The sequence below is a fragment of the Candidatus Omnitrophota bacterium genome (genome assembly GCA_028716565.1).
In the GTDB taxonomy this organism is placed as follows: domain Bacteria; phylum Omnitrophota; class Gorgyraeia; order Pluralincolimonadales; family Pluralincolimonadaceae; genus Pluralincolimonas.
Map to the genome: position 1 here is coordinate 450936 of JAQUPL010000001.1, position 20083 is coordinate 471018.

The window sequence follows — 20083 nt, forward strand, 5'->3', positions numbered from 1 at the left end:
AATATTAATTGCGTAGGTATTCGATTATCCTGCTGCCGGCATTCCCGTCGAGTTTCCCCATGTATTTGGCCGCGTGTTTCCCGAGGAAATCCTCCAGGAACCGGTTAAGATCTTCAGGGTCATCCAGGTTTTTCATTATGATATCCATCAGCTCTTTCCCGGTTGACACCCTTAACACCTCTTCTCCGTTGATCCCGTTTAGCGGCGGGAGCAGGGTTTCGGGGTTGAAATAAGGCTCGAGGAAGACTGTCGGCACGCCCGCCGCCTGCGCTTCATAAAAACAGCTGGTTACGTTGGAGACAACCAGGTCCATGTCGTACACGACCCTGGAGAAAGGCGTGTCTTCAATATATACGAACTTCGATGTATCCACCTTGAAAAAATCAAAAAGATATTCAAAATACTTTTTTTCATAACCCGGATGGGGCTTGAAATAGACCTTCACATTACGGGAATTGAGCTCGCCGAATATAGAGAAGATCTCCTCGTAATACTTTTCCTGGTATGCGAACCGGTCCAAGTGGCTGTAAAAACCGTCCTCAAAGCTCAGGAACATTACGTTCCTGATCGAACTTACGTGCTTGACCTTGTCGGGGGTATAAATATCCAAAGACGGGTTTCCCAGCGCAACGTACCGGCTCGTGCCCGTGCCCTGCGAACGGTAGTAACCGGTAAAGAATTCTCCGGAACAGATGACCAGGTCGGACCTGCCCCTGTCGCATACTTTTTGGGCGTGGTTGCTCCCCTGGATACCGTGGTCTACCCATACTGACATGATGCCTGCCGACCTGCATGCGGCAATGACCGCCTGGAATTGTTCGTCGATCTCTTCAAATATTATCATCTTCGAGATACCGAACTGCCTTACCGCTTTTCTCACCTTTCCCGCATACTCCATCAAACCGGGTATCACGCTGCGCACCAGGTCCTTGACCGCGGGGTAATATAAGAAACGGTAGTCTATGCCGTTGAATACAAAAAAGCCGTCGAGATATGCTCCTGCCCCTTCAACCAGGTATTTATTTTCGATCGACTCCAGAAATCTTCTTTCATCTTTATCAAGATTATATGAAACATCGTCGAACTGGAGAAAACGCGGATTCAGGAAACGGCGCGGGTTTAATACGTTCGAGCCGGACCCGCTAACTATGAACTTATCCGTCATGTGTTCCAGGATGCTGTTTATATTAAAATAGGAAAAGAAATATATGTTACCGCGTGACCCGGTTAGCGCGCTAATGAGCGCGCTAACTTCTATCAACATGCCTTTTACGGCATCCTTTAGGCCGCGTACCAGAGTCTTACGGCTGCCTGCCTGCTTAAAAGATACGCATAGGGACGGGATGTGAGTGGCCGGGACGATCGGGACGCATTCGCGTTCCAACTGCCTGCACACCTGCTCGACAAGGCGCACTTTATTAAAGAACCTTCCCTTGTCATCGCCGCGAAGATAGAAACTGTTACTTGAAACAGAAAGGTCAAAGTAGACCTTTTGCGCTTCCGGCCAGCGCCTTATCGCTTTCCGGACGGCTTCACCGTACTTCAGCAAGACCGTTAACATGTATTTCCGTGAAAATGTGATCCTTGCCATATCCCCGTAAGATATCCCCCCGTAGACGGAATGGTCTGTTCCGTCCCTCCGATACCAATCAAGCGCGAAATGGTCCGTGGCCGAATGGAGCGACTTATAATCAGCCGGGGTGAACAGGTCTTCGATAAAATAAAAAATATGCTTCCCGCCTTCTCTCTTCAGGCGCAGGTAGGCCAGGTAGTTGAAGCAGACCGTCACGTCGCTGCCCTCACGATATGCTGCGGACCCTTTGAAGGAATCTAGGGTGCGGTCATTTTCGACAAGGAACAAGTTCATCCGGCTGCGCGCCCGTCTTTATTGGCAAGGAAATATTTTGCGATATGGAGCATCTTATAATCATCATATTTTTTCGCCGCGACCTGCAAGCCGAAAGGCAATCCGTTCGGGCCCGTAAATGCCGGTATGTTCAAGACAGGGTAACCGAGGAATGTCCAGATCAGGCAGGTATCCGGCTTTTCCCTCTCGTCGATAAGGGGAGGCTCTCCGGAAGTGGACAGTGTCAACACCGCATCGTATCCCGCCAGTTCCTTCCCTATCCTTGCGCCGATCCGGACTTGCTCTCCTAACGCATCGGCATATTCGGCGCCTGTGATCCGGTTGCCCCGCTCTATTATCTCATACATCAATTCACTGATAAGCGTGTGCTGTTTAAACTCATCCTTGAAATAATAGGACAGTGTCTTGTCGTAGATCGTCGAGTGGATGTCATGTATCTTATTAAAATCTGCGGAGGGCTTGATCTTGACAAGCTCGACCTGCCCCTTCCCCTTCAGGCCGCGGATATACGAATCGAACGCATCCATCGCGTATTTTTCGAACTTATTAAAGACATGTATCCCGCCGGAAATGAAACCGACTTTGATCTTCCTGGAAAGTCTTATTGGGGAATTCCGGTCAAGGGTCGCGTTGACGAAAGGATAATTGCTCCCCCTCACCCTGATGACGTCAAAAAGCAGCTTGACGTCATCGACGGTCCTGGCCAGCAATCCGACCGTATCCAATGAATCCGTCGTCTTGAGCATGGCCGTCCTCGGGACCGTCCCGAACGTCGGCTTAAAACCGTATACCCCGCAATAGCTCGCCGGCCTTATTATCGAACCCGCGGTCTGGGTGCCTAAAGCTAACGGCACCATATACGAAGCGACGGCCGCAGCCGAACCGCTCGATGAAGTGCCGGGGGAATAACGGGGATCGTGCGGGTTAACCGTCTTATTCTTAGGCAGGTAATGGACTGCGAACTCTGCGCTGACGGTCTTGCCCAGGACCAGCCCGTCCTGCATCCGGATAGAATGGACTACCCTTGCGTCGTTGCCGGGCGTAAAACCCTTCCATAAGGGGCTCCCCATAGCGGTAGGCATATCGCTGGTATTGAATATATCCTTCACTCCTACCGGGACCCCGGCCAATGACCCTAATTCCTTCTTCTTGTCAAGGCGCTTCGCATGCCTTATTGCCGATTCCGGGTCTATATATTCCCAGGCCTTGACTACAGGGTCTTTTTCCGAGACCGCTTCCAGACAGTCGCGGCAGGCCTCTTCGACGCTTACTTTTTTACTCTTGATTTTCTTGATCAGCTCTGTCGCAGAAAGAAGGTTTAATTTCATATTTTTACCTTTTCGTATCACGGGAGCAGCTTCGCCTTTTTGTCGCGCTTATCTTTCAGTATCTTCTCAAACTCCTTTTCGCTGTAACCCGTAATTTTAAGGTAGTAATCGAGCGATTTCGAGGGCCTTTGGGCGTCATGTTTCTTCGCCAGCTCAAAACCTTCCTCCCGCGTCAATAGCCCGGTGCGGACGTCGATCGAGGCGTGGTCGGTGCCCCTGCCGAATCCCCTCTTGATGAATTTGGAATAATCGTGCATCCCTGCCATCCTGCATTCGGCGCTTTTGTATCCCTTGTAAGTCCCCTCGATCTTATCTTCGCGCCAGCCGAAATTGTCGCGGACGAACTCTGTCTGTCTTTCGTCGTCCCAGAACATGTAGTCCCCAAGGTAGATACCTACGATGCCCGCCTTCTCGACCTCTTCTTTCGAAGGAAGGACATACCCGAGGACATCGCTTAAGGATATGTTTTTGTCTACCACCTCTTCCGCGTAGTATCTTGCCGATATCTTGGTGAAATAATCGCGGTCATACGGGATGGGATCGAAATACGTAGCGCGGCCGTGATTCTCCCCGCCCGGCTCGCCCCATATCAGCAGCTTTATTTTGTATTTCACCGCTATCTGCAAAGGGAACGCCCCCACGCCGGCATGGCAATGCCAGCACGTGTCCCCTATAAGCTGCAGGGATTTCTTCGCCAGTTTATTGACCGCCGACCTTTTGGGCGTGAACATGATGTGGTCCACATCAAATCTCTCTAGCGCGTTCTCGAGGTTATATTTGCCGGTCTCGCTGTACCAGTTATGGTTGAAGGTGACAGCCAAAGGGTTCAATTTGTATACCTGCGTCACAACATACAGCTGGAAGGTGCTGTCCTTTCCGCCGCTTATAGGGACGATACAGTCGTAATTGCTCCCGTCCTTTGAACGGTATTTCTCAAGGATCTTCCTCAGCTTCGCCTCCCTCTCCTTCCAGTTTATGTGTATCTTCTGTTCGGAAGAACGGCAGGGCTGGCAGATACCCATTTCGTCGAATGCCAGGCCTTCGGCCGTCTCCGGCATGCAGCAGCGGACACAGTATCTTATCTTCCCGTGAAAGAGCGGTTTGCCGTATCCGGCCTTTTTGGCCAACCGTTCGTAACGCGTCTGCTTAACGCGCTTTTTATCGCCCATTTCCCGTCACCTCGCCTTCTTTCTTCTCATATACTCATCGCGCAATATGCCGTATTCTATGATATCCTGGTAGGCGCCGTCCTTTAAGAACGCCTGGCGCCTGCGGCCTTCCTTTTTCATCCCCATGTGGGCGGCCAGTCCTTGCATCGCGATATTTTTCTCGTTGGTCCCGCAGTAGACCCTGTGCAAATTAAGCGCCAGGAAAGCGTGCCGCAATAACAGGCCCGACGCTTCCTTGGCTATTCCCCTGCCCCAATACTTCTTCTCCCCGATGATTATGGCAAATTCCCCATTTCTCGCTATCCAGTCGATCCCGTGCAATGCAATATTCCCGATATGCCGGTCGTTCTTTTTGGACACTATCGCGAGCACAAGGTCAGAGCCGCTGTTATTCACCCTGTCTACGTAACTTTCCGCCTTGGCGGCCGAGTTCGGGAAGCGCCCATGGGCGTTGTTGCGGCATACTTCCCGGTCGTTAAGCCACTGAGGATAATTGCCTTTAACATCACCCTTCTCAATAGCTCTGAGATAGATCTGTTTTCCTTCCAAAAATACGGATCTCATGCGCTACTCCTTCTTTTTAGTTCGGAACGGTTCTCCCAGACTTTTTCGAAGGCTCTCACGACATCATCCAGGTCATTCTTCTTCATCCCGGCATGCATCAGGTCGTTTATAAAAAGTTCCGACCCGTACATCCGCTCTGCGACAGGACAGGACCCTTTCGAATAATCGGCCTTCCCTTTATAGAACTTCCTGCCAAACGGCAGGCCGGACCTGCCGTAGGCGATCCTCTTTTGGTACATCGGCTGCATATATAAGGGCCTGACGTATCCGCCCCATATGCGGACGCCAAGGTCTTCGGACTTTTCGGTAGGCGCAAGCTCGGCGCGGACCGCGTCGAGGAACAAGTCCCGCCCTACGCCTGCGGCCTCTTTATCGAATTTGAACGGTTGTATATAATACGCGTGCTCGCAATGCGGCCTCTTGGGCGGGACGACTATCGCCGGTACGGCGCCCAGTTTTGATTCCAGGTACCGGCAATTATTCTGCCGGATCCCCAGCAGGCCCTTAAGCTTTTTCAACTGGCATATGCTTACCGCCGCTTCAAGCTCGGTCATCCTGAAATTGTAGCCTATCATGTTCACGAGGTTTTTTTGTTTTTTGTCTCCTACGACCGCTTCGGCGTGGTTACGGATAAGCCGCACCCGGTCGGCCAATTCATCGTTGTCCGTGACTACTATACCGCCTTCCCCACACTGGATATGCTTATGACAATTCAAGGAGAATACGCCGATATCGGCCAGGGTCCCTGCGTACTTTCTTTTGTATCTTGCTCCGGGTGCCTGGGCGGCATCCTCTATTACTGCCAGCTTATGGCGCCGGGCTATCGCATTTATCCTGTCCGCGTCATAGGGTTGGCCGAATATATCGACAACTATTATAGCCCTGGTCCTGGACGTTATGCGCTCTTCCACCGATACCGGGTCGAGGCAAAAGTAATCTTCCTCTATATCGGCAAAGACCGGGACGCCCTGGAAAATAACGGCCGCCGTGGCCGAGGCTGACATGGTATAGGGTGAAACTATTACCTCGTCCCCAAGGCTTATCCCCGCTGCGCCTGCCGCGCAATAAAGTCCCGACGTACAGGAATTGACCGCAACAGCGTGCTTCACGCCGAAGTATTTTGCCCATTCACCTTCAAGCCGGCGCACCCCGGGACCGCCGAAAAAATACTTCTCATCCCATGATCCCAGGAATTCCGAAAGTACCCCGGAATCTATGACTCCGCAAAGCGCCTTCTTCTCTTCCTTTCCTACTGTCCTATAAAAAGGAAAAAGCCTCTTGCGGACCGGCTTTCCGCCGTAAATCGCCAATCTGCTCATCTTCGCCCCTTCCTGGTTAATTCCGCCTTCGCGATCCCGCAAAATGTCTTGAAAAAATTCTCCCGCGGCATCTCATAGCGTTTCTGGGCAAGCCGGGCCTTCCTGACGAATTTTTCGTCGGTCAACAGGCTGCGAACCAGGCCCGGGAACTGGGAATACGCGTTCGCCGAAGGGCAGTATCCTGCCATCTTCAAAAAAGGTATGCCCGGGATATCAACGCCCGGCAGGAAAGATGAGACAAGCCTTCCTCTCATCATCGCCTCGAACAGGGGCGTCGTATTCATGCCCCAGACATAGTCTGAGCTTGCTATCAGTTCGCTGGCATTATATTTTTTCTTCACCATCCTGACGTTGATATTCCCGGCCAGCTTCTCTTTGGCTATACGGCCGTAACGCCTGTAAATATCCTCTTTCTCGCCGTTAGGGTGGAACTTTACGATCAGGTTCAGGCTCTTGCCGTATCCGGCGGAAACCTTTGACAGCTCGCCCGCTACCCGTTCAAAGATCTTAAATTGGTTGTATTCTACCGGCGGTTCGGTCGGCTCGGCAAGATATAATATTGTCTTTGTGCCCGGATCCAGCGACAACTGCCTTAGCATACGCTTTCTAATATTGCCAAGGCCTCTCAAAGGGGCTGTTGCCGATGAAAAATACGGGTTCCCTGTGCGGACTATCCTTGCCCGATTGCCGAAATATTTGCGGCATAAACCTTCCGCTATGCCGTCGACCACGCAGATCCAGTCGGGGACGCAGGTCTCGCCGGTCTTAGAATAAATGAACCTCTTTTCGAAATTTGTCCACCAATCTATGAAAGATACGACCGGAACCCCGCAGGCCTTTCCGGCCTTTATATAATCCCTCTCGAGGTCATCGTTTATGCTCGTGCCGGTCACGATCAGGTCCGGCCTTTCGGCCCGGACAAAATCACATATGTACGGATAACCGCTCTGCGCCTGCCTGCGCACGTCTGGTCCGGTGCCCGCTTCTACGGCCAGGGGAAATCCCGGCCCCCGGGCCGCTACGCAGACATTTGCGCCGAGCTTTTTCAACGGCCGGTACAAGAGCAGCACCGCCTGCGATGCGCCGGGGTCGCGGATAGCCATTATTATCTTTTTCCCATTTAAATCCATATGTTTCTTACGGCCTTCTTGCCTTGCGCCAGATCTCCGACGCCAGCCTGATTATTTCCATTTCATTCTTCAAGGGCCCGTGGTCTATAGACTGCGCGCGGAAGGCCTTCACGATACCGGAGACGGAATTTTTCATTGCCTTCGAGATCGTTGAAGGATAACGACGGGCAGGTGCCAACTCCTGAAAATCCGGATACACACATGATCTCCTTACCTTAAAGATATCGACCTCGCCCTGATCGCCTATTCTCACACGCGCCTTTTTGTAAAACAGGTCCAGCTCAAGATAAGGGTAGTCTTTCCCGTCTACCCAGCTGAAGAATACCGGTTTCCCGTCCTTCGTTTTTAAAAGGATTGAAGCGCCAAAATCGTCTTTGTAAAGCTTGACTATTGACGCGATCAGCGAAAAATCCGGCTTGTGCCCGAACAATAAAAGTAGGTCGACAAGGTGAACCGCATTTTGCAGGAAACCGCCGTAATAGACCGCCCGGCCGGCTTGGAAACCTCCGAACTCACCCCCGATTATGCGTCCTTTAACCCTGTTTATCGATTCATCCCAGCGACGGAGGTAATTTACGGCGATATAAGCGCCTTTCTTTTTAGCTAAATCGGCGAGTTCCGCGGTCTGGGAGATCTTGTAAGTAAGCGGTTTTTCCGCCAGGATATACCTGACCCCCGAATTCTCCAGGATCCATTTTATTATATTATAGTGGGCCGATGTCGTGGCGCAGACGCTGACGACGTCAAGGCGCTCCTTCCTGAACATTTCCCTGTAATCCCTGTATGGGATAACCCCCGGATAAACGCGGGCCATTTCACGCGCCCGGTCGAATATGATATCGCTGCAGGAGACCAGCCTCGCAGACGGCTCATTAAAGTACGATTTGGCGTGCGTATTATAATGCGGCCCTTTTGGGTTGTCCCATTTAAACGCTATATTCCCGCAACCAATTATCCCTGCTCTGACCATGTTATTTTATACCTGTCCTGTTTATGGAACGGCCTTTTAAAGGCTCCAATATCCCGGGCTCATCATCAAGCAACTTGATGATGTCGCCGGTATCGAATAATTTGTTCACCGGGTAAAGCCGCCCGTATATCCTCCTCATGACCTCAAGGTCCGCCTCGGTATCGAGGGCAAGATGGATATCCGGCCGGTTAAATTTTGCCGGGGCCGGATACCGGTACGACGAAAATAACTCCGGGTGGCTTTTAATGAAATAATTTGTGTGCTCGAAATTATTGCTGTCCGAATTGTAAGGGGCGCGGCACGCCGTCTCATGCGCCCTGGATAACGCGGAAAATCCGGCCACCTGCATATCTATGCCTACGGGATAAGAGTCCTCCAGGCAATTCGATACCAGGTCATACGCATTCTTGAAGAAGAAATCGACGCCTTCATCTATTAACGAAGGAGAGATGCATGAGCAATCGCCGGTGACCAAAACAAGCGCCTTCGCGGCTGCGACCGTCCCCGCTCCCACTACCCTTCCCAGGACATCCGTTTCGCTGCCCCGGTAGCATCCGGCCCCGAACCTTTTCGCGATCGGCAGCAGCCGGTCGTCGCTGTCTTTTTCGGTCGTCGCTACCACCACCCCTTTGACATTTTTACACGCCGAAAGCCTTTCTATGACCGCCCCCAAAGCGGGAAGCCCCGGGTACAGGTCAAGCGCCATCTTTCCGGGAAGGCGCGTAGACCCCATCCTGGCCTCTATCACGGCGTATACCTCTTTCGCGGTTTTCATGGTCAAATAAACCTGTCGCCTTTTGCGAAATCACGGGCCGGCCTTCCGCCCTCAGCTGCCACATCGCTTATCCATATAGCCCTATCCCCGGCAGACACCAAAAACGAGCGTTTATTGCCCTTCTTTCGCACCGACAGTATTTCACCGGCATCTCCGGCCGCCCTCCGGGAGCCGCCGATCTTCGCGCTCCAAACAAAATACTTTACGCCCTTGCTATATGTGAACGCGCCGGGATAAGGACGGGTCAGGGCCCGTATCCAGTTGTAAACATCGATAGCCGGGGCGTTCCAGTTGATGCGCCCGTCTTCCGGCCGCCGCTTCGGCCAAAACTTACGGTTCCCGGAAACATTCTTTATCCTGCGCGCGCGCCCCGCCTCGATCTCAGGCAGGTGCCTGCTGATCAAACGGCACACCGCCGACGCGGCCTTGTCGTATACCGTAGCGCAAGTGTCCTTAATACTTATCGGAAAACTCATTTGGGCAATTATATCCCCGGTGTCCGCCTGAGGGTCGCAGTAGAACATGGTAACACCGGTCTTCTTCTCTCCGTTTATTATCGCCCAGTTCACGGGCGCGCGGCCCCTGTATTTTGGCAGCAATGAAGAATGGAAACCTATCGCGCCTTTGCCGGGGATCTTCAATATCTCCGCGCAGACCAATCTTTGCCAGCCGCATATCACTATCAATTCCGGTCCCATCTTTTTAATGCGCGAGATATTCGCAGGATCGTTGAGGTCCTTTACCCTGTACAGCGGTATGCCGTGTTTCCTGGCGACCGCAGAGAAATCCGAGAACCCCGAGGTCCTGCCGGCATATTTCCGGGAGAGGGTAAATATGGCCGCAACATCGCCGCCGTCTTTTATCACCTGCCTCAGGCATTTCATTCCAATCTCGACGCAACCTATAAAAACTATCCTCATCCCTATTTTCGCACTTCCCTTATAAGCCTGAACGGCTCGGCATATTTAATGCCCGCCGAGATCCCCCAGTAATTCGCGTAAGCCTTTATGGCTTCGGGGCTCCTGGGATGCGGGTACGGCCTGGCTTCGCTTTCGTACCGCGACATCGCCGCCGTCTTCACCCCGATCTCGCCGGCGATATCGAGAAATATATTAGGTATGAACAGGTCCTCTTTTTCCATGGAGTTCCATTCGGTAGTGGAAGCCACATTATACGTGAAAAGCCTTTTTATCTTCTGCCCGGGGATGGGCCTAGCGGCGGTTATCGACGCCTCGTATACTATCCGGTGGTCCTTGTTCAGGTCCGCGGCGTGGTGGGTATACAGGCTGTCCGCATCCAGCCGCGATATATATTTTTCTATGCACCCGATGATATCTGAAAGCGCGATGGTATCGAACTTCTGGTTCGGGAAATCCTCGAAAAAGACTTTCTTGGTTCCGACCTTCTTATTCGCCTCAAGGGCGTTCTTCCTGAGCGCCGCAGCCTGCCGCGGCGAATACCTGCCCTTTGCGCCGTCCGTCAGGATCACGACGTATGAATCGATGCCGCATTTCTTTTGCTTGGCGATCAGGCCTCCGCATCCCAATATCTCGTCATCGGGGTGCGCCGCGATTATCAAGTTTTTCATCGGCTCCACCTGTGTAATATGGTCCTGGTTTTTTCGATCACGGAAAACCCGTTCCTGATGTAAAAATTCATAGCCGCAATATTCCCGATCTGCGTTTCAGTCACCATTTCAAAACGCCTAAAATGCCTGATAACATGCCGTATCAACGCGGTGCCCACGCCTGCGCCCGCGAACTTTGCCGCTACCGCCACATAGGCCAAAAAGACCTTTTTCTTCCGCGCATCCTTATGGCACAGGATTACTCCCGCAGCTTCACCGCCGATTCGCGCGGCGAAGAGAGACCGCGTTGCGGAAGGTTTGAAATTTTTTAAATAACTGATCCAAAGCAGGTCTGCTTTTTCTTTCCGTATATGCCGATCGGTATGGAAACGGTCGCATGTGAATACCGAGCCCAGTCTGGAATACGGCAGGCCCTCATTCGTTTCCAGCTTTTCTATCTTACAACCAAGCGCTCCTCTCTTGGCGTGCGCAGCCATAGACCTCCCGGCGCAGCATTCCCTATCCTGATATTTAAGGGTTACTTCGGTATTAATGTATTTAAAACCGGCAGAATACAAAAAATCTAATACCTTTATTCCGGTCGCCGTGTCGATCTTGGCGGTAATAAATGTATCCTTAAAGGATCTCCTGAACTTTTCGTCAAGCTCGGAGGACGGCGTCAATTCCAGCCTGCCGGCATCCAGCAGAAAAGAAGGCCTTCCGAAAAAACCGGTGTCCCACGACAAAAATTTCAGGCGGATCTTCGCGCCGGCCGCCTTAAGCGTGATGTCTTTCATATATTTCATCCACTGCCTCCCTGATAGAGTCTGTCCTCGGGAAAATGCCCGGGTCCACGGCAACGCTGCGGCGCAGCGCCTCTTTTACCATTACGGGATCGATCGTCCGGAATCCCATATAACGGGCGTATCTTTTCTTATCAAAATATTCGCACCTCGTGACTTGATGTTCATACACCGCCGTCAGTAAAGCCGGCGTACGCGTACAGACCAGTTCATACGCGGTAAGCCCCCCCGCGGAGATAGCAAGGTCGCAATTCATATATTCCTGGAACATGCTCGCAATATTCTGTTTTAATTCATACTTTAGCGCCAGGTCACCGAGCCTGCGCTTCAGCGTTTCCCTGTATCTATAACCCGAGCCCAGGATAATATGCAATTCCAGCGAGGTATCGAGGCCTGCCAGCGCCTCTACCGCCTTTTTTGTGAGGTCAAATTCATCGGCTCCGCCTAGCGTTATCAATACAGTCCTGACCGTCTCTTTATCCTTCCTTTCGCGTATACGATCGAATTGAAAGTCGGCCGGCAGGATCACATACTGCGGCCCAAGGAGGAAACGCGCCCTGCCTGCCGCGCGCCCTCTAAAGGTCTCCTCAGCCGATACATCCCAGTTCACGACCAGGTCGAAATCGTCCGGCACGGCGCCGTCAAAGCACACACACGCCTTTATCGCTTCAGGCGTTATCCCGCGGTAATCAGCCAGCGGCCTTTCAGTGATCTCAAAGAAGGCCGCGTCGATACCGTTCTTCTTTATATACCTGTTTATGTTGTCCACCTCTTCTTCGATGCCGCTGTCCGGGTCGATCACGCTCAGGTTCTTTAACGCGTGTTTTTCTGCCAGCGCTAGGCCCAGGTCATACCCCCTGATGATAAAATGCGCTCTCCAGCCCTCCTTCTCAAAATACCTGGACAGGTGTATCAGGGAGACCAGGTCACCCGTGCCGATACAGGTTTTAGCGTCTGCCCTGAATACTATGTTCTTCATCTCAAAATGTCCGCCCAGGTAAGAGGTTCGCCTGACGGAATATCCCTTTTAGCGGTGACCCTGTGATCCTCGAATAAGCTCATATATTCCGGCGCAAGCCCATGCGCCTTTTTGCCGGGCCTGAGGACGGCGATGTGCGAGGGCTTTATTGCCTTCCCTTTCTTAATGTCCCTGCGCGCAAAAAGGCTCATGAAGGCAAAATCCCTCAGGTAACGTTCATGGGGAAATGTCACCTTGGCCGTCGTGCCGTACAAAAGTTTATCGATAGTGAAATTTTTACGCTTATGCGCGGTTTCTGCCGACCTGACATCCTTTACCATCTTTTCAATCTCATCCGGTTCCAACGCAAAGAAATGGTCAGGACCCGCCATTTTTCTGTCCAGGGTAATGTGTTTTTCTATGATAGAAGCGCCGAGATAGACCGCCTGTACCGCGGCGTCGGAGACCTCTGCGGTGTGGTCGGAGAATCCGACCGCGATGCCCGAAAAAGCCAGCTTCAAGGTCTCTATCACCCCAAGGTTGCAGTCCTTGAGCGGCGTCGGATACTTCAACGAGCAATGTAAGAGCGCTATTTTATCATGATAACGTTTAACGGTAAAAACTGCCTTTTCAACCTCGCCCAGGCTCGCTCCGCCCGTGGAGATGATTACCGGAAGCCCGGTCTGCGCGCACTGTTGGAGCAACGGCAGGTTTGTAATCGAATACGAAGCGATCTTGATCCGTTTCAGTCCCTTCTCAACCATTGTCCTGAGCCCGCGCGCGTCGAAAACAGAGGCGAGGAAATCTATCTTCTTCCCTGCGCAATGGCGCATGAGCCGCGTAATCCACGCTTCGGGCATTTCAAACCGCTTTGCCGCATCGAAGATATCGTAAGAATATGCCCCTTTGGCGTCTTTCCAGTCCAGTTTGCCCGCCGTCTCCGGATAAAGATATTTCGCTTTGAAATGCTGGAACTTCGCGGCATTACAGCCCGCGGCTGCGGCGGCGTCGATCATCTCCAGGCAGTTATCGAGAGAGCCGTTATGGTTGATGCCTATTTCCGCTATTACATAGACCGGCCTGTCAGGCACTCCTTAACCTTCCCACCATATTGATATTCCTTGCCAGGTGGTTCTTGTAGATCAGTTCCGGTGTAAGAAAATCCAGGGCATCGGCATTATCGCCGAAATAGGGGTCCTTGTAGCTAAGGTAATTCTTGATCACCCCGATCTCCGTGATTATCGTTTCGTGCTCCAGGACCTCAAACCCCGCTTTTTCAAAAAGCATGGAAAGGGTCTCCCTGCTAAAGAACTGGATATGAGAATGCCCCGCAAAAACGCCTGCTTTTTCATGCATGATCCGGTTGACAAGCGCATCCATGCAAGGGACTGAAATAAAAATTATGCCTTTTGGTTTTAATATCTTCTTTACCTCCAGCACTGTCTCTAAGGGCTCCCTCAAGTGCTCAAGGGTGTTCAATAAAAAGATGCAATCAAACCTACGCTTGATCTCTTGCTTAAGCGGGAAAAAATCGCCTATATAATCTATTTCTTTTTCCGTTAAAAATTTATGGCAGCGCCGGTTAGGTTCGACGCCAAAAGCGTAGTATCCCCTCTTTTTTGCTTCGCCAAGTAATGTGCCCGGCCCGCAGCCCACATCGCAAATACCTATATCACTTTTTTCCTTACTGTCGAAATAAAACTCGGCGATATCCAGGCTGTACCTTGCCTCCAGGGCCTGCATCTTTATCTGCTCCGCGCTTTCCAAAACAGCCTCCCAGGAATCCTCGGCGCTCCAGAGTTTCTTGTATTCATCATTATTCAGGATCCGGTTTACATATACCAACCCGCAGCTCTTGCACTTTACATGAGGGAACCCATACTTTACAAAAACCGCATCGTGGTCTCCTGACTTGCACAACGGACAGGCTCTCTTCTCGGCGAACTTATCATAAATAAGCCCGGTACCGGGATCGGTCCATTGGTCATCATGGGTCTCCCTGTAAGCGAGGTGGTCATCGCGCTTGGTCAACAGGTTGAACTTGCGAGTGCCATAGACTATACTGGCATCAAACTCATTCCTTCTTTTTACTCGTTCCTCAAAATTCATTTTTCACTCCCGTGTTTGCATGTCAGCGTAAGGGGTATCGCAATTGCCACTTCCCGCCCTCTTTCTTCCAGATCTCGGGATTCCTGTGCTTATCCACTATCTCATGGAAATCTTTTTCTGTAAGATCCAGGTATTCCAGCATATCCTTGAAATAATACGCCGGGAATTCATCGTCGTATTTTTTTGCCAATTCCAGGCCCTGCTCCCTGGTGAGCTGCTTATTCTGGATCATCCTGCTGGCATCCCTCACCGCCCTGCCGAAACCGAACTTTATGAACTGCATGTAATAGTAAAGGTTGTCGGACTTGTCATCGAGGCTGTCGAAATCGGTGTAGGTCCCTTCCGACCTTCCGGTGGGGCATGTCTTGAAGTCGAATTTTTCCTTTATGTACAGGAAGTTCTCGTAACTGCTCCATTTGAAGAAATAACCGAAGTAAAGCGCCTTTACTCCCACCTTCCTGACTTCCTCCAGGCCGGGATAGAGGTAAGGATTGAGGTCCTTCGCCGTGATTTTGTCGTCTACCCAGTTCCTGGGATCGTCGCCTATCTGGTGCTCTATGACCTCGGTAAAGTCCCGCAGTTTCTTCGACTCCTCTTTCAGGACCTTCCCCCCGTATTCGCTCTCCCCGTGTTCGGCGTAAAAGACCAGCGGCACCTTGTAATTCACCGCGGCCTGGACGGGTATCGTATTGACGCCGGCGTCCCATGCTACCTTATGGTTGCCGCGTTCTATAAAGAACCTGCGCGACAGCCGACGGTGTATGCGCTGGTTGGGGCGGAAGAAAAGATGGTCGAAACCAAGTTGGACCATCATCTCGCGGTTGTAGTTTCCCACATCAGTAGGCAGCTGCGGGGAGAATGTCGTCATGAGCGGGTTCATCCCGAACTCATATTTCAACTTGTATGCCACGGCGCTGCTGTCCTTTCCGCCGCTCCACGGTACGATACAGTCCCATGACCCGTTTTCGGACCGATATTGCCCCAGGAGGTCGAGGAATTCCTTTTTTCTGGCCTGCCAATCTATGCCTTCCCATTTATTCTCGGCATTCCTGCACGCGTTGCAAATACCTTCCTTGTCAAAAGATATCCTCGGCCTGGTGGAAGGCATGAGGCACCGTTTACAATAAATGACCATTTTAAATCCTCTCCCGTTTATGTCCTGACATCGATACCCGAGTCCTTCAGGAAATTTTTCGCGCTCTTTATGCTCGTTTCCGTAAAATGGTATATATTCGTGGTGCAGACAGCCGACGCGTGGCCGTCCTTAAAGCCGTCCACAAAATCCTGCCATTTCCCCGCGCCTCCGCATACGAGGACCGGTATCCCTACCTCATCGGCGACCATCCTGTTAAGCCCGTTATCGTATCCTTCCAAAGAACCGTCCTTATCTATGGAAGATATAAATATCTCTCCCGCGCCGAGGCCTTCGGCCCTTTTTGCCCATTCCGCCGGGTCCAGCCCGGATTTCTTCCTGCCAAAATCCGTGAAAACTTCGTATTTACCCCGTTCGTCTTTCTTCGCGTCGATGGAGAGGACGACGCATTGCGAGCCGTACAGCTTTGCAGCCTCGCTGATGAACTCCGGCCGTTCCACCGCCGCAGTATTGATGACCACTTTATCCGCACCCAAACCAAGCAGCGTCTTAAAGTCCTCAATGCACCTTACCCCGCCTCCGGCCGCAAGAGGGACAAAGCATTTTTCGGCGAAGCGGCCCACGACATCATAAAAATTCTTCCTCTCTCCGGTGCCTGGACGGGTCACGTCCAGGACGACGATCTCATCGACCGACCAGGAATCTACGAAATTCAGGGTATAACGGTAATCCGGGCAGAAATCTTTAGTCCGGAAAAGGACCCCGTTATTGAACGTCAGGACGGTTATCAGCCTGTTCTTAAGCATGCCGGGCCCCGGCCAAAAAATTCTCAAGCATCTTTAACCCGTGGAGCTGGCTCTTCTCCGGATGGAATTGTGTCGCGTATATGTTTCCGCGGTTAAGTACGGCGGCGAACCGGTTTCCATATTCGCATTCTCCGATGACATCATCCGGATTGGCGCACCGGATATGATAACTGTGCACATAATAAAAAAGTGCGTCCTGCGGGATCCCGTCGAAAAGCATGTTCGCCTTCCGCTGGATAAGGCCGTTCCACCCGACATGGGGGATCCGGACGCCCGGCGCATCTATCTTTACCACCGACGCATCGATCCATCCGAGGCCTTTATGGTGGCCGAATTCAAAACTCTCTTTTGCCATCAGTTGCGACCCCAGGCATATACCAAGGACGGGTTTATGTTCCCTAAGGACCATCCTGTCAAGCGCATCTGCGAGCCCCAACCGGCGCAGGTTCCCGATGCCGTCCCCGAACGCGCCGACTCCGGGTATTATGATCTTTTCGCACTTTTCCAGCCCGGCGGGATCGGCGGTGATAAGAGGCTCATAATTCAGTTTCCTGACCGCGCCTGCGACCGAACGGAGGTTGCCCAGGCCGTAATCGACGATGGCTATCATCGGGGACCTGCCGGAGGCACGGTCTCGACATTGAAGACCTTGACCCATTCGTTGAAGACATGCTTCCTGTATTCGCTCCTGTCATACTTGCCGTTCTTTCCCCATCCGAACCAGCGGTTCACCGGCGCGCTGAAACCCCTTTTATCGACACGCGCTGCTATTTCGGCCGGGATGAACTTCTTCGCTACCCTCTTCAGTATCCATTTGGTGACACCATCCTTGATCTTATACTTGGACGGCATGCTGAATGCGAACTGGATAAGCCGGTAGTCCAAAAACGGCGCGCGGTTCTCGACATGAAAAGCCATGTTGATCCTGTCGGCGAACTGCAGGAGCTCTTGCATGCTCGTATAGAAATCCGCGAGCCCCATGGCGTGGATATGGTCGTTATTTATCCTCCCGAAGAAATCCCCTATCGTCTCCTCAAGGTACTTCACGACTTCCTGGTTATATTTGTTCTCACAGCGGTTCACGATCCTGGCGTACCTCTCCACCGTGGAACCGTAATAACGGTCTATGAGGTAAGAATACTGTCTGAGGGCCTCCAGCTGCTTTATGCTCTCATCGTGGTTCAAAAGGTGGTAGCGGTGATACCCGGAAAATATCTCATCCGCCCCGTCCCCGGAAAGGACGACCTTTATATCCCTGCTGGCGCGCTCAAGGAGCATCCAGAGGCTGAAGCTGGTCCAGGTGCACGGCGTATCAAGATGGTATACGATCTTTCGGTTCGTTCGGCGGAAATCCTCCTGCGTGGGCCTGACCACCACCAGCCTCTTCTTGATCTTTTTCGCGACAAGCTGGGCATAATGCAATTCGTCATAGTCCTTGGCTATGGGATAATGGCACGTGTAGATGTAATCCGGCTTGGCAATGCAGGCGATCAGCGCGCTGTCCACGCCGCCGCTCACGAATGTCCCGAAACGGTGCACGCAATTCTTCGTCCTCAAAAGTATGGAATCGACAAGAAGGTCTGTCAACCGCGACTCTATCTTCTTAAGGTCATCCGGCATCTCCGTCAGGTTGTCCCATATCTTCCAATATGAGTGTTTCGTCACGTTAAGCGCCCTGTCGATCTTCAGGTAGTCGCCAGGCATCAAGCAGTAGATGTCTTTGAACAGGGTCTTCTCGCCGGTGTTGAACTCGAACGCCTCATACGAAAGGCACTCGCGGTTGTAGATGGGCTTCACCAGTTTAAGCAGCGCTTTGATCTCGCTCGCAAAAGCGAAAAAATCACCGCTGCGTACATAATACAACGGTTTTTCTCCCGCCCTGTCCCGGACGATATACATCTCTTTATCCCGGCCGTCATAGATAGCGAACGCATACATACCGTTATAATCACGGAACGAAGAAGTTTTTTGTTTCAGGTAATGGCAAAGCACAGTCTCCGCATCCGATTGGGTCTTGAACTCATACTCTCCGCGGTATGAACGCCGTATATCTTCGTGGTTATAGATCTCGCCGTTATATACGATGACAGCCGAGCCGTCCGGCGCCTCATAGGGTATATCGTGCCTTTCCTTGTCGATGATGCTCAGCCTCACCATCCCCAGCGCCAGGCCCTTACGGGAATAGATCCCGGACTGGTCCGGGCCGCGGTGGCTGATCTCCTTCAGCATATCATGCACGATCTGCCGCGGGTCATGTTCGGGGTTGTTCGATATGTAGCCGGCTATTCCGCACATAGTCTATTTTGAAAGGTCCAGCGACCCGTCTCCCACCTGGTGGTAACGTATGGGATCCCCAAAACGGAGGTGTTCCCATATCCCGTAATTATCGATGATCAGCTTCACTTTCTTTTTGGCATTCCTCACCTTTTGCGGGGCTATGCATTTGTACTGGTTGTGGTCGGAGGCGACCACCACGACATCCGCGGAGAATACCTTGGACGGGAACGATCTCACCGTGACGCCTTTTATGTACCTGCGTATCTCATCCCCGGTGCAGTACGGGTCGCATATGGAGACCTTCAACCCGTTTTTTATGAGATAGTCCGCCAACGTAACCGATGGGGAAAGGGTCAGGTCTTTCTGGTTGCCTTTATAAGTTATGCCCAGTATCTCCACGCTCTTATAACCGTGCCGGATGATATAGTCCGCATAACTGAGCACTGACGAAATGCCTATATCCTGGAACTCCTTAAGCAGGGTAAGGTTCCCCGGCTTGTCGCTGCCTTCTATGAGATAGTCTGTCGAGAACGTCATCTTTTCCCCGCCGGTGCCGATGTTCAATTCGCAATCGGCGAGCGAGATATTGCCGAAAAGGGCTTTCGACATCTTCTTCATATTCACGAACGGATACCCCATCGCGAGCTGGCGCAGGAAATCTATGGCCATCGCCTGGATGACGTTCATGGAATTTGCGTAGATCTCGGCATCTTTTATGCTGTCGAGCATTATTACGGGCAGGCCGAGATGTTCAAGGAGCCTGCGTATCGCCTCCGAACCCTTCGGGCAGCACCCCGCAACGGGCATCTTGTCCTTTTTACCGATAAATGCCTCCACGCTCCAGTCTGTCCGGAAAAAGACCCCCACATGATAATCCTTTGATACAGTTATCCTCTCCTTACGGAGCTTGTCTATGAAGTTCTTCTGGATGTTCCCGGGGATGAAAGCCGATTCGAATATCACCAGGGGGACCGTACCGCTCTTTTTTATATTGCGGGCGAAGATCACCGCCATCCTGGACGCAATGGTGTCCTTCCCCGTGTTCTTGCGGCTCTCCGGCATCGCGATGATATGCAGGCGGGAATCTTTGAACATCTCCTCCGCGCTCTTCGCCACCTGGATGGACGGATAATCCAGTTTCGGCAGGAACCCGTTAAGCGACCAGGTCGCCTTTTGGTTGTTGTCGGGATACCTGCCCCCCGTGAAGGCCTTAAGCTGCCCGGCATTCAGGTCATAGACCTTGACCTTGAACCCGCTCGTCTGCAGCTTGAATATCGTGGTGTATCCCAGATAGCCAAGGCCCCAGACGGAAACCGTCTTGTTCTTCATGATATTTTCGAATATCATC

Annotated in this window: 19 protein-coding genes; all 19 read right to left on the reverse strand. The window is 52.0% G+C overall.

Annotation, left to right across the window (positions count from 1 at the left end):
* Positions 1 to 4 precede the first annotated feature (4 nt).
* The 19 genes from PHO67_02335 to PHO67_02425 are packed head-to-tail and all read right to left on the reverse strand — an operon-like array spanning position 5 to position 20082.
* A complete protein-coding gene (locus PHO67_02335; protein ID MDD5545986.1) occupies positions 5 to 1867 on the reverse strand; it encodes a hypothetical protein in 1863 nt (620 codons plus the stop codon).
* Positions 1864 to 3195 carry an amidase gene (locus tag PHO67_02340; GenBank protein MDD5545987.1) on the reverse strand — a complete coding sequence of 444 codons (1332 nt, stop codon included), beginning with the start codon at positions 3193 to 3195 and terminating at the stop codon, positions 1864 to 1866. Before PHO67_02340 ends, PHO67_02335 begins: the two co-directional genes overlap by 4 nt.
* A 17-nt stretch (positions 3196 to 3212) precedes the next feature.
* A complete protein-coding gene (locus PHO67_02345) occupies positions 3213 to 4364 on the reverse strand; it encodes an N-acetyl sugar amidotransferase (protein MDD5545988.1) in 1152 nt (383 codons plus the stop codon).
* A gap of 6 nt (positions 4365 to 4370) precedes the next feature.
* Positions 4371 to 4928 (reverse strand): GNAT family protein, encoded by a 558-nt coding sequence (locus PHO67_02350; protein ID MDD5545989.1) that lies wholly within the window; start codon positions 4926 to 4928, stop codon positions 4371 to 4373.
* A complete protein-coding gene (locus PHO67_02355) occupies positions 4925 to 6247 on the reverse strand; it encodes a DegT/DnrJ/EryC1/StrS family aminotransferase (GenBank protein ID MDD5545990.1) in 1323 nt (440 codons plus the stop codon). The genes PHO67_02350 and PHO67_02355 overlap by 4 nt, the downstream gene beginning before the upstream one ends.
* On the reverse strand, positions 6244 to 7377 hold the full coding sequence (locus PHO67_02360) for a hypothetical protein (GenBank protein ID MDD5545991.1): 1134 nt from the start codon (positions 7375 to 7377) through the stop codon (positions 6244 to 6246). The genes PHO67_02355 and PHO67_02360 overlap by 4 nt, the downstream gene beginning before the upstream one ends.
* A gap of 7 nt (positions 7378 to 7384) precedes the next feature.
* A complete protein-coding gene (locus PHO67_02365; GenBank protein MDD5545992.1) occupies positions 7385 to 8347 on the reverse strand; it encodes a Gfo/Idh/MocA family oxidoreductase in 963 nt (320 codons plus the stop codon).
* Between the two features lies 1 nt (position 8348).
* A complete protein-coding gene (locus PHO67_02370) occupies positions 8349 to 9122 on the reverse strand; it encodes a hypothetical protein (GenBank protein ID MDD5545993.1) in 774 nt (257 codons plus the stop codon).
* 2 nt (positions 9123 to 9124) lie between these two features.
* Positions 9125 to 10042, reverse strand: a complete 918-nt coding sequence (locus PHO67_02375) for a methionyl-tRNA formyltransferase (GenBank protein MDD5545994.1) — start codon at positions 10040 to 10042, stop codon at positions 9125 to 9127.
* A gap of 2 nt (positions 10043 to 10044) precedes the next feature.
* A complete protein-coding gene (locus PHO67_02380; protein MDD5545995.1) occupies positions 10045 to 10710 on the reverse strand; it encodes a PIG-L family deacetylase in 666 nt (221 codons plus the stop codon).
* Positions 10707 to 11495 (reverse strand): GNAT family N-acetyltransferase, encoded by a 789-nt coding sequence (locus tag PHO67_02385; GenBank protein ID MDD5545996.1) that lies wholly within the window; start codon positions 11493 to 11495, stop codon positions 10707 to 10709. The genes PHO67_02380 and PHO67_02385 overlap by 4 nt, the downstream gene beginning before the upstream one ends.
* A complete protein-coding gene (locus PHO67_02390; protein ID MDD5545997.1) occupies positions 11467 to 12471 on the reverse strand; it encodes a hypothetical protein in 1005 nt (334 codons plus the stop codon). The genes PHO67_02385 and PHO67_02390 overlap by 29 nt, the downstream gene beginning before the upstream one ends.
* Positions 12468 to 13541, reverse strand: a complete 1074-nt coding sequence (locus PHO67_02395) for an N-acetylneuraminate synthase family protein (GenBank protein MDD5545998.1) — start codon at positions 13539 to 13541, stop codon at positions 12468 to 12470. Before PHO67_02395 ends, PHO67_02390 begins: the two co-directional genes overlap by 4 nt.
* The gene (locus PHO67_02400) at positions 13534 to 14559 is read right to left on the reverse strand and encodes a class I SAM-dependent methyltransferase (GenBank protein ID MDD5545999.1); all 1026 of its coding nucleotides are present in this window, start codon (positions 14557 to 14559) and stop codon (positions 13534 to 13536) included. The genes PHO67_02395 and PHO67_02400 overlap by 8 nt, the downstream gene beginning before the upstream one ends.
* A 22-nt stretch (positions 14560 to 14581) precedes the next feature.
* On the reverse strand, positions 14582 to 15694 hold the full coding sequence (locus tag PHO67_02405) for an N-acetyl sugar amidotransferase (protein ID MDD5546000.1): 1113 nt from the start codon (positions 15692 to 15694) through the stop codon (positions 14582 to 14584).
* A 17-nt stretch (positions 15695 to 15711) separates the two neighbouring features.
* Positions 15712 to 16458: an imidazole glycerol phosphate synthase cyclase subunit gene (locus PHO67_02410; GenBank protein MDD5546001.1), complete on the reverse strand. Its 747-nt coding sequence runs from the start codon at positions 16456 to 16458 to the stop codon at positions 15712 to 15714.
* Positions 16451 to 17068, reverse strand: coding sequence for an imidazole glycerol phosphate synthase subunit HisH (gene hisH / locus PHO67_02415; protein MDD5546002.1), 618 nt, complete (start codon positions 17066 to 17068; stop codon positions 16451 to 16453). The genes PHO67_02410 and hisH overlap by 8 nt, the downstream gene beginning before the upstream one ends.
* Positions 17065 to 18753: an asparagine synthase (glutamine-hydrolyzing) gene (gene asnB, locus PHO67_02420; GenBank protein MDD5546003.1), complete on the reverse strand. Its 1689-nt coding sequence runs from the start codon at positions 18751 to 18753 to the stop codon at positions 17065 to 17067. The genes hisH and asnB overlap by 4 nt, the downstream gene beginning before the upstream one ends.
* Before the next feature lie 3 nt (positions 18754 to 18756).
* Positions 18757 to 20082, reverse strand: a complete 1326-nt coding sequence (locus PHO67_02425) for a UDP binding domain-containing protein (GenBank protein MDD5546004.1) — start codon at positions 20080 to 20082, stop codon at positions 18757 to 18759.
* Between the last annotated feature and the right edge of the window lies 1 nt (position 20083).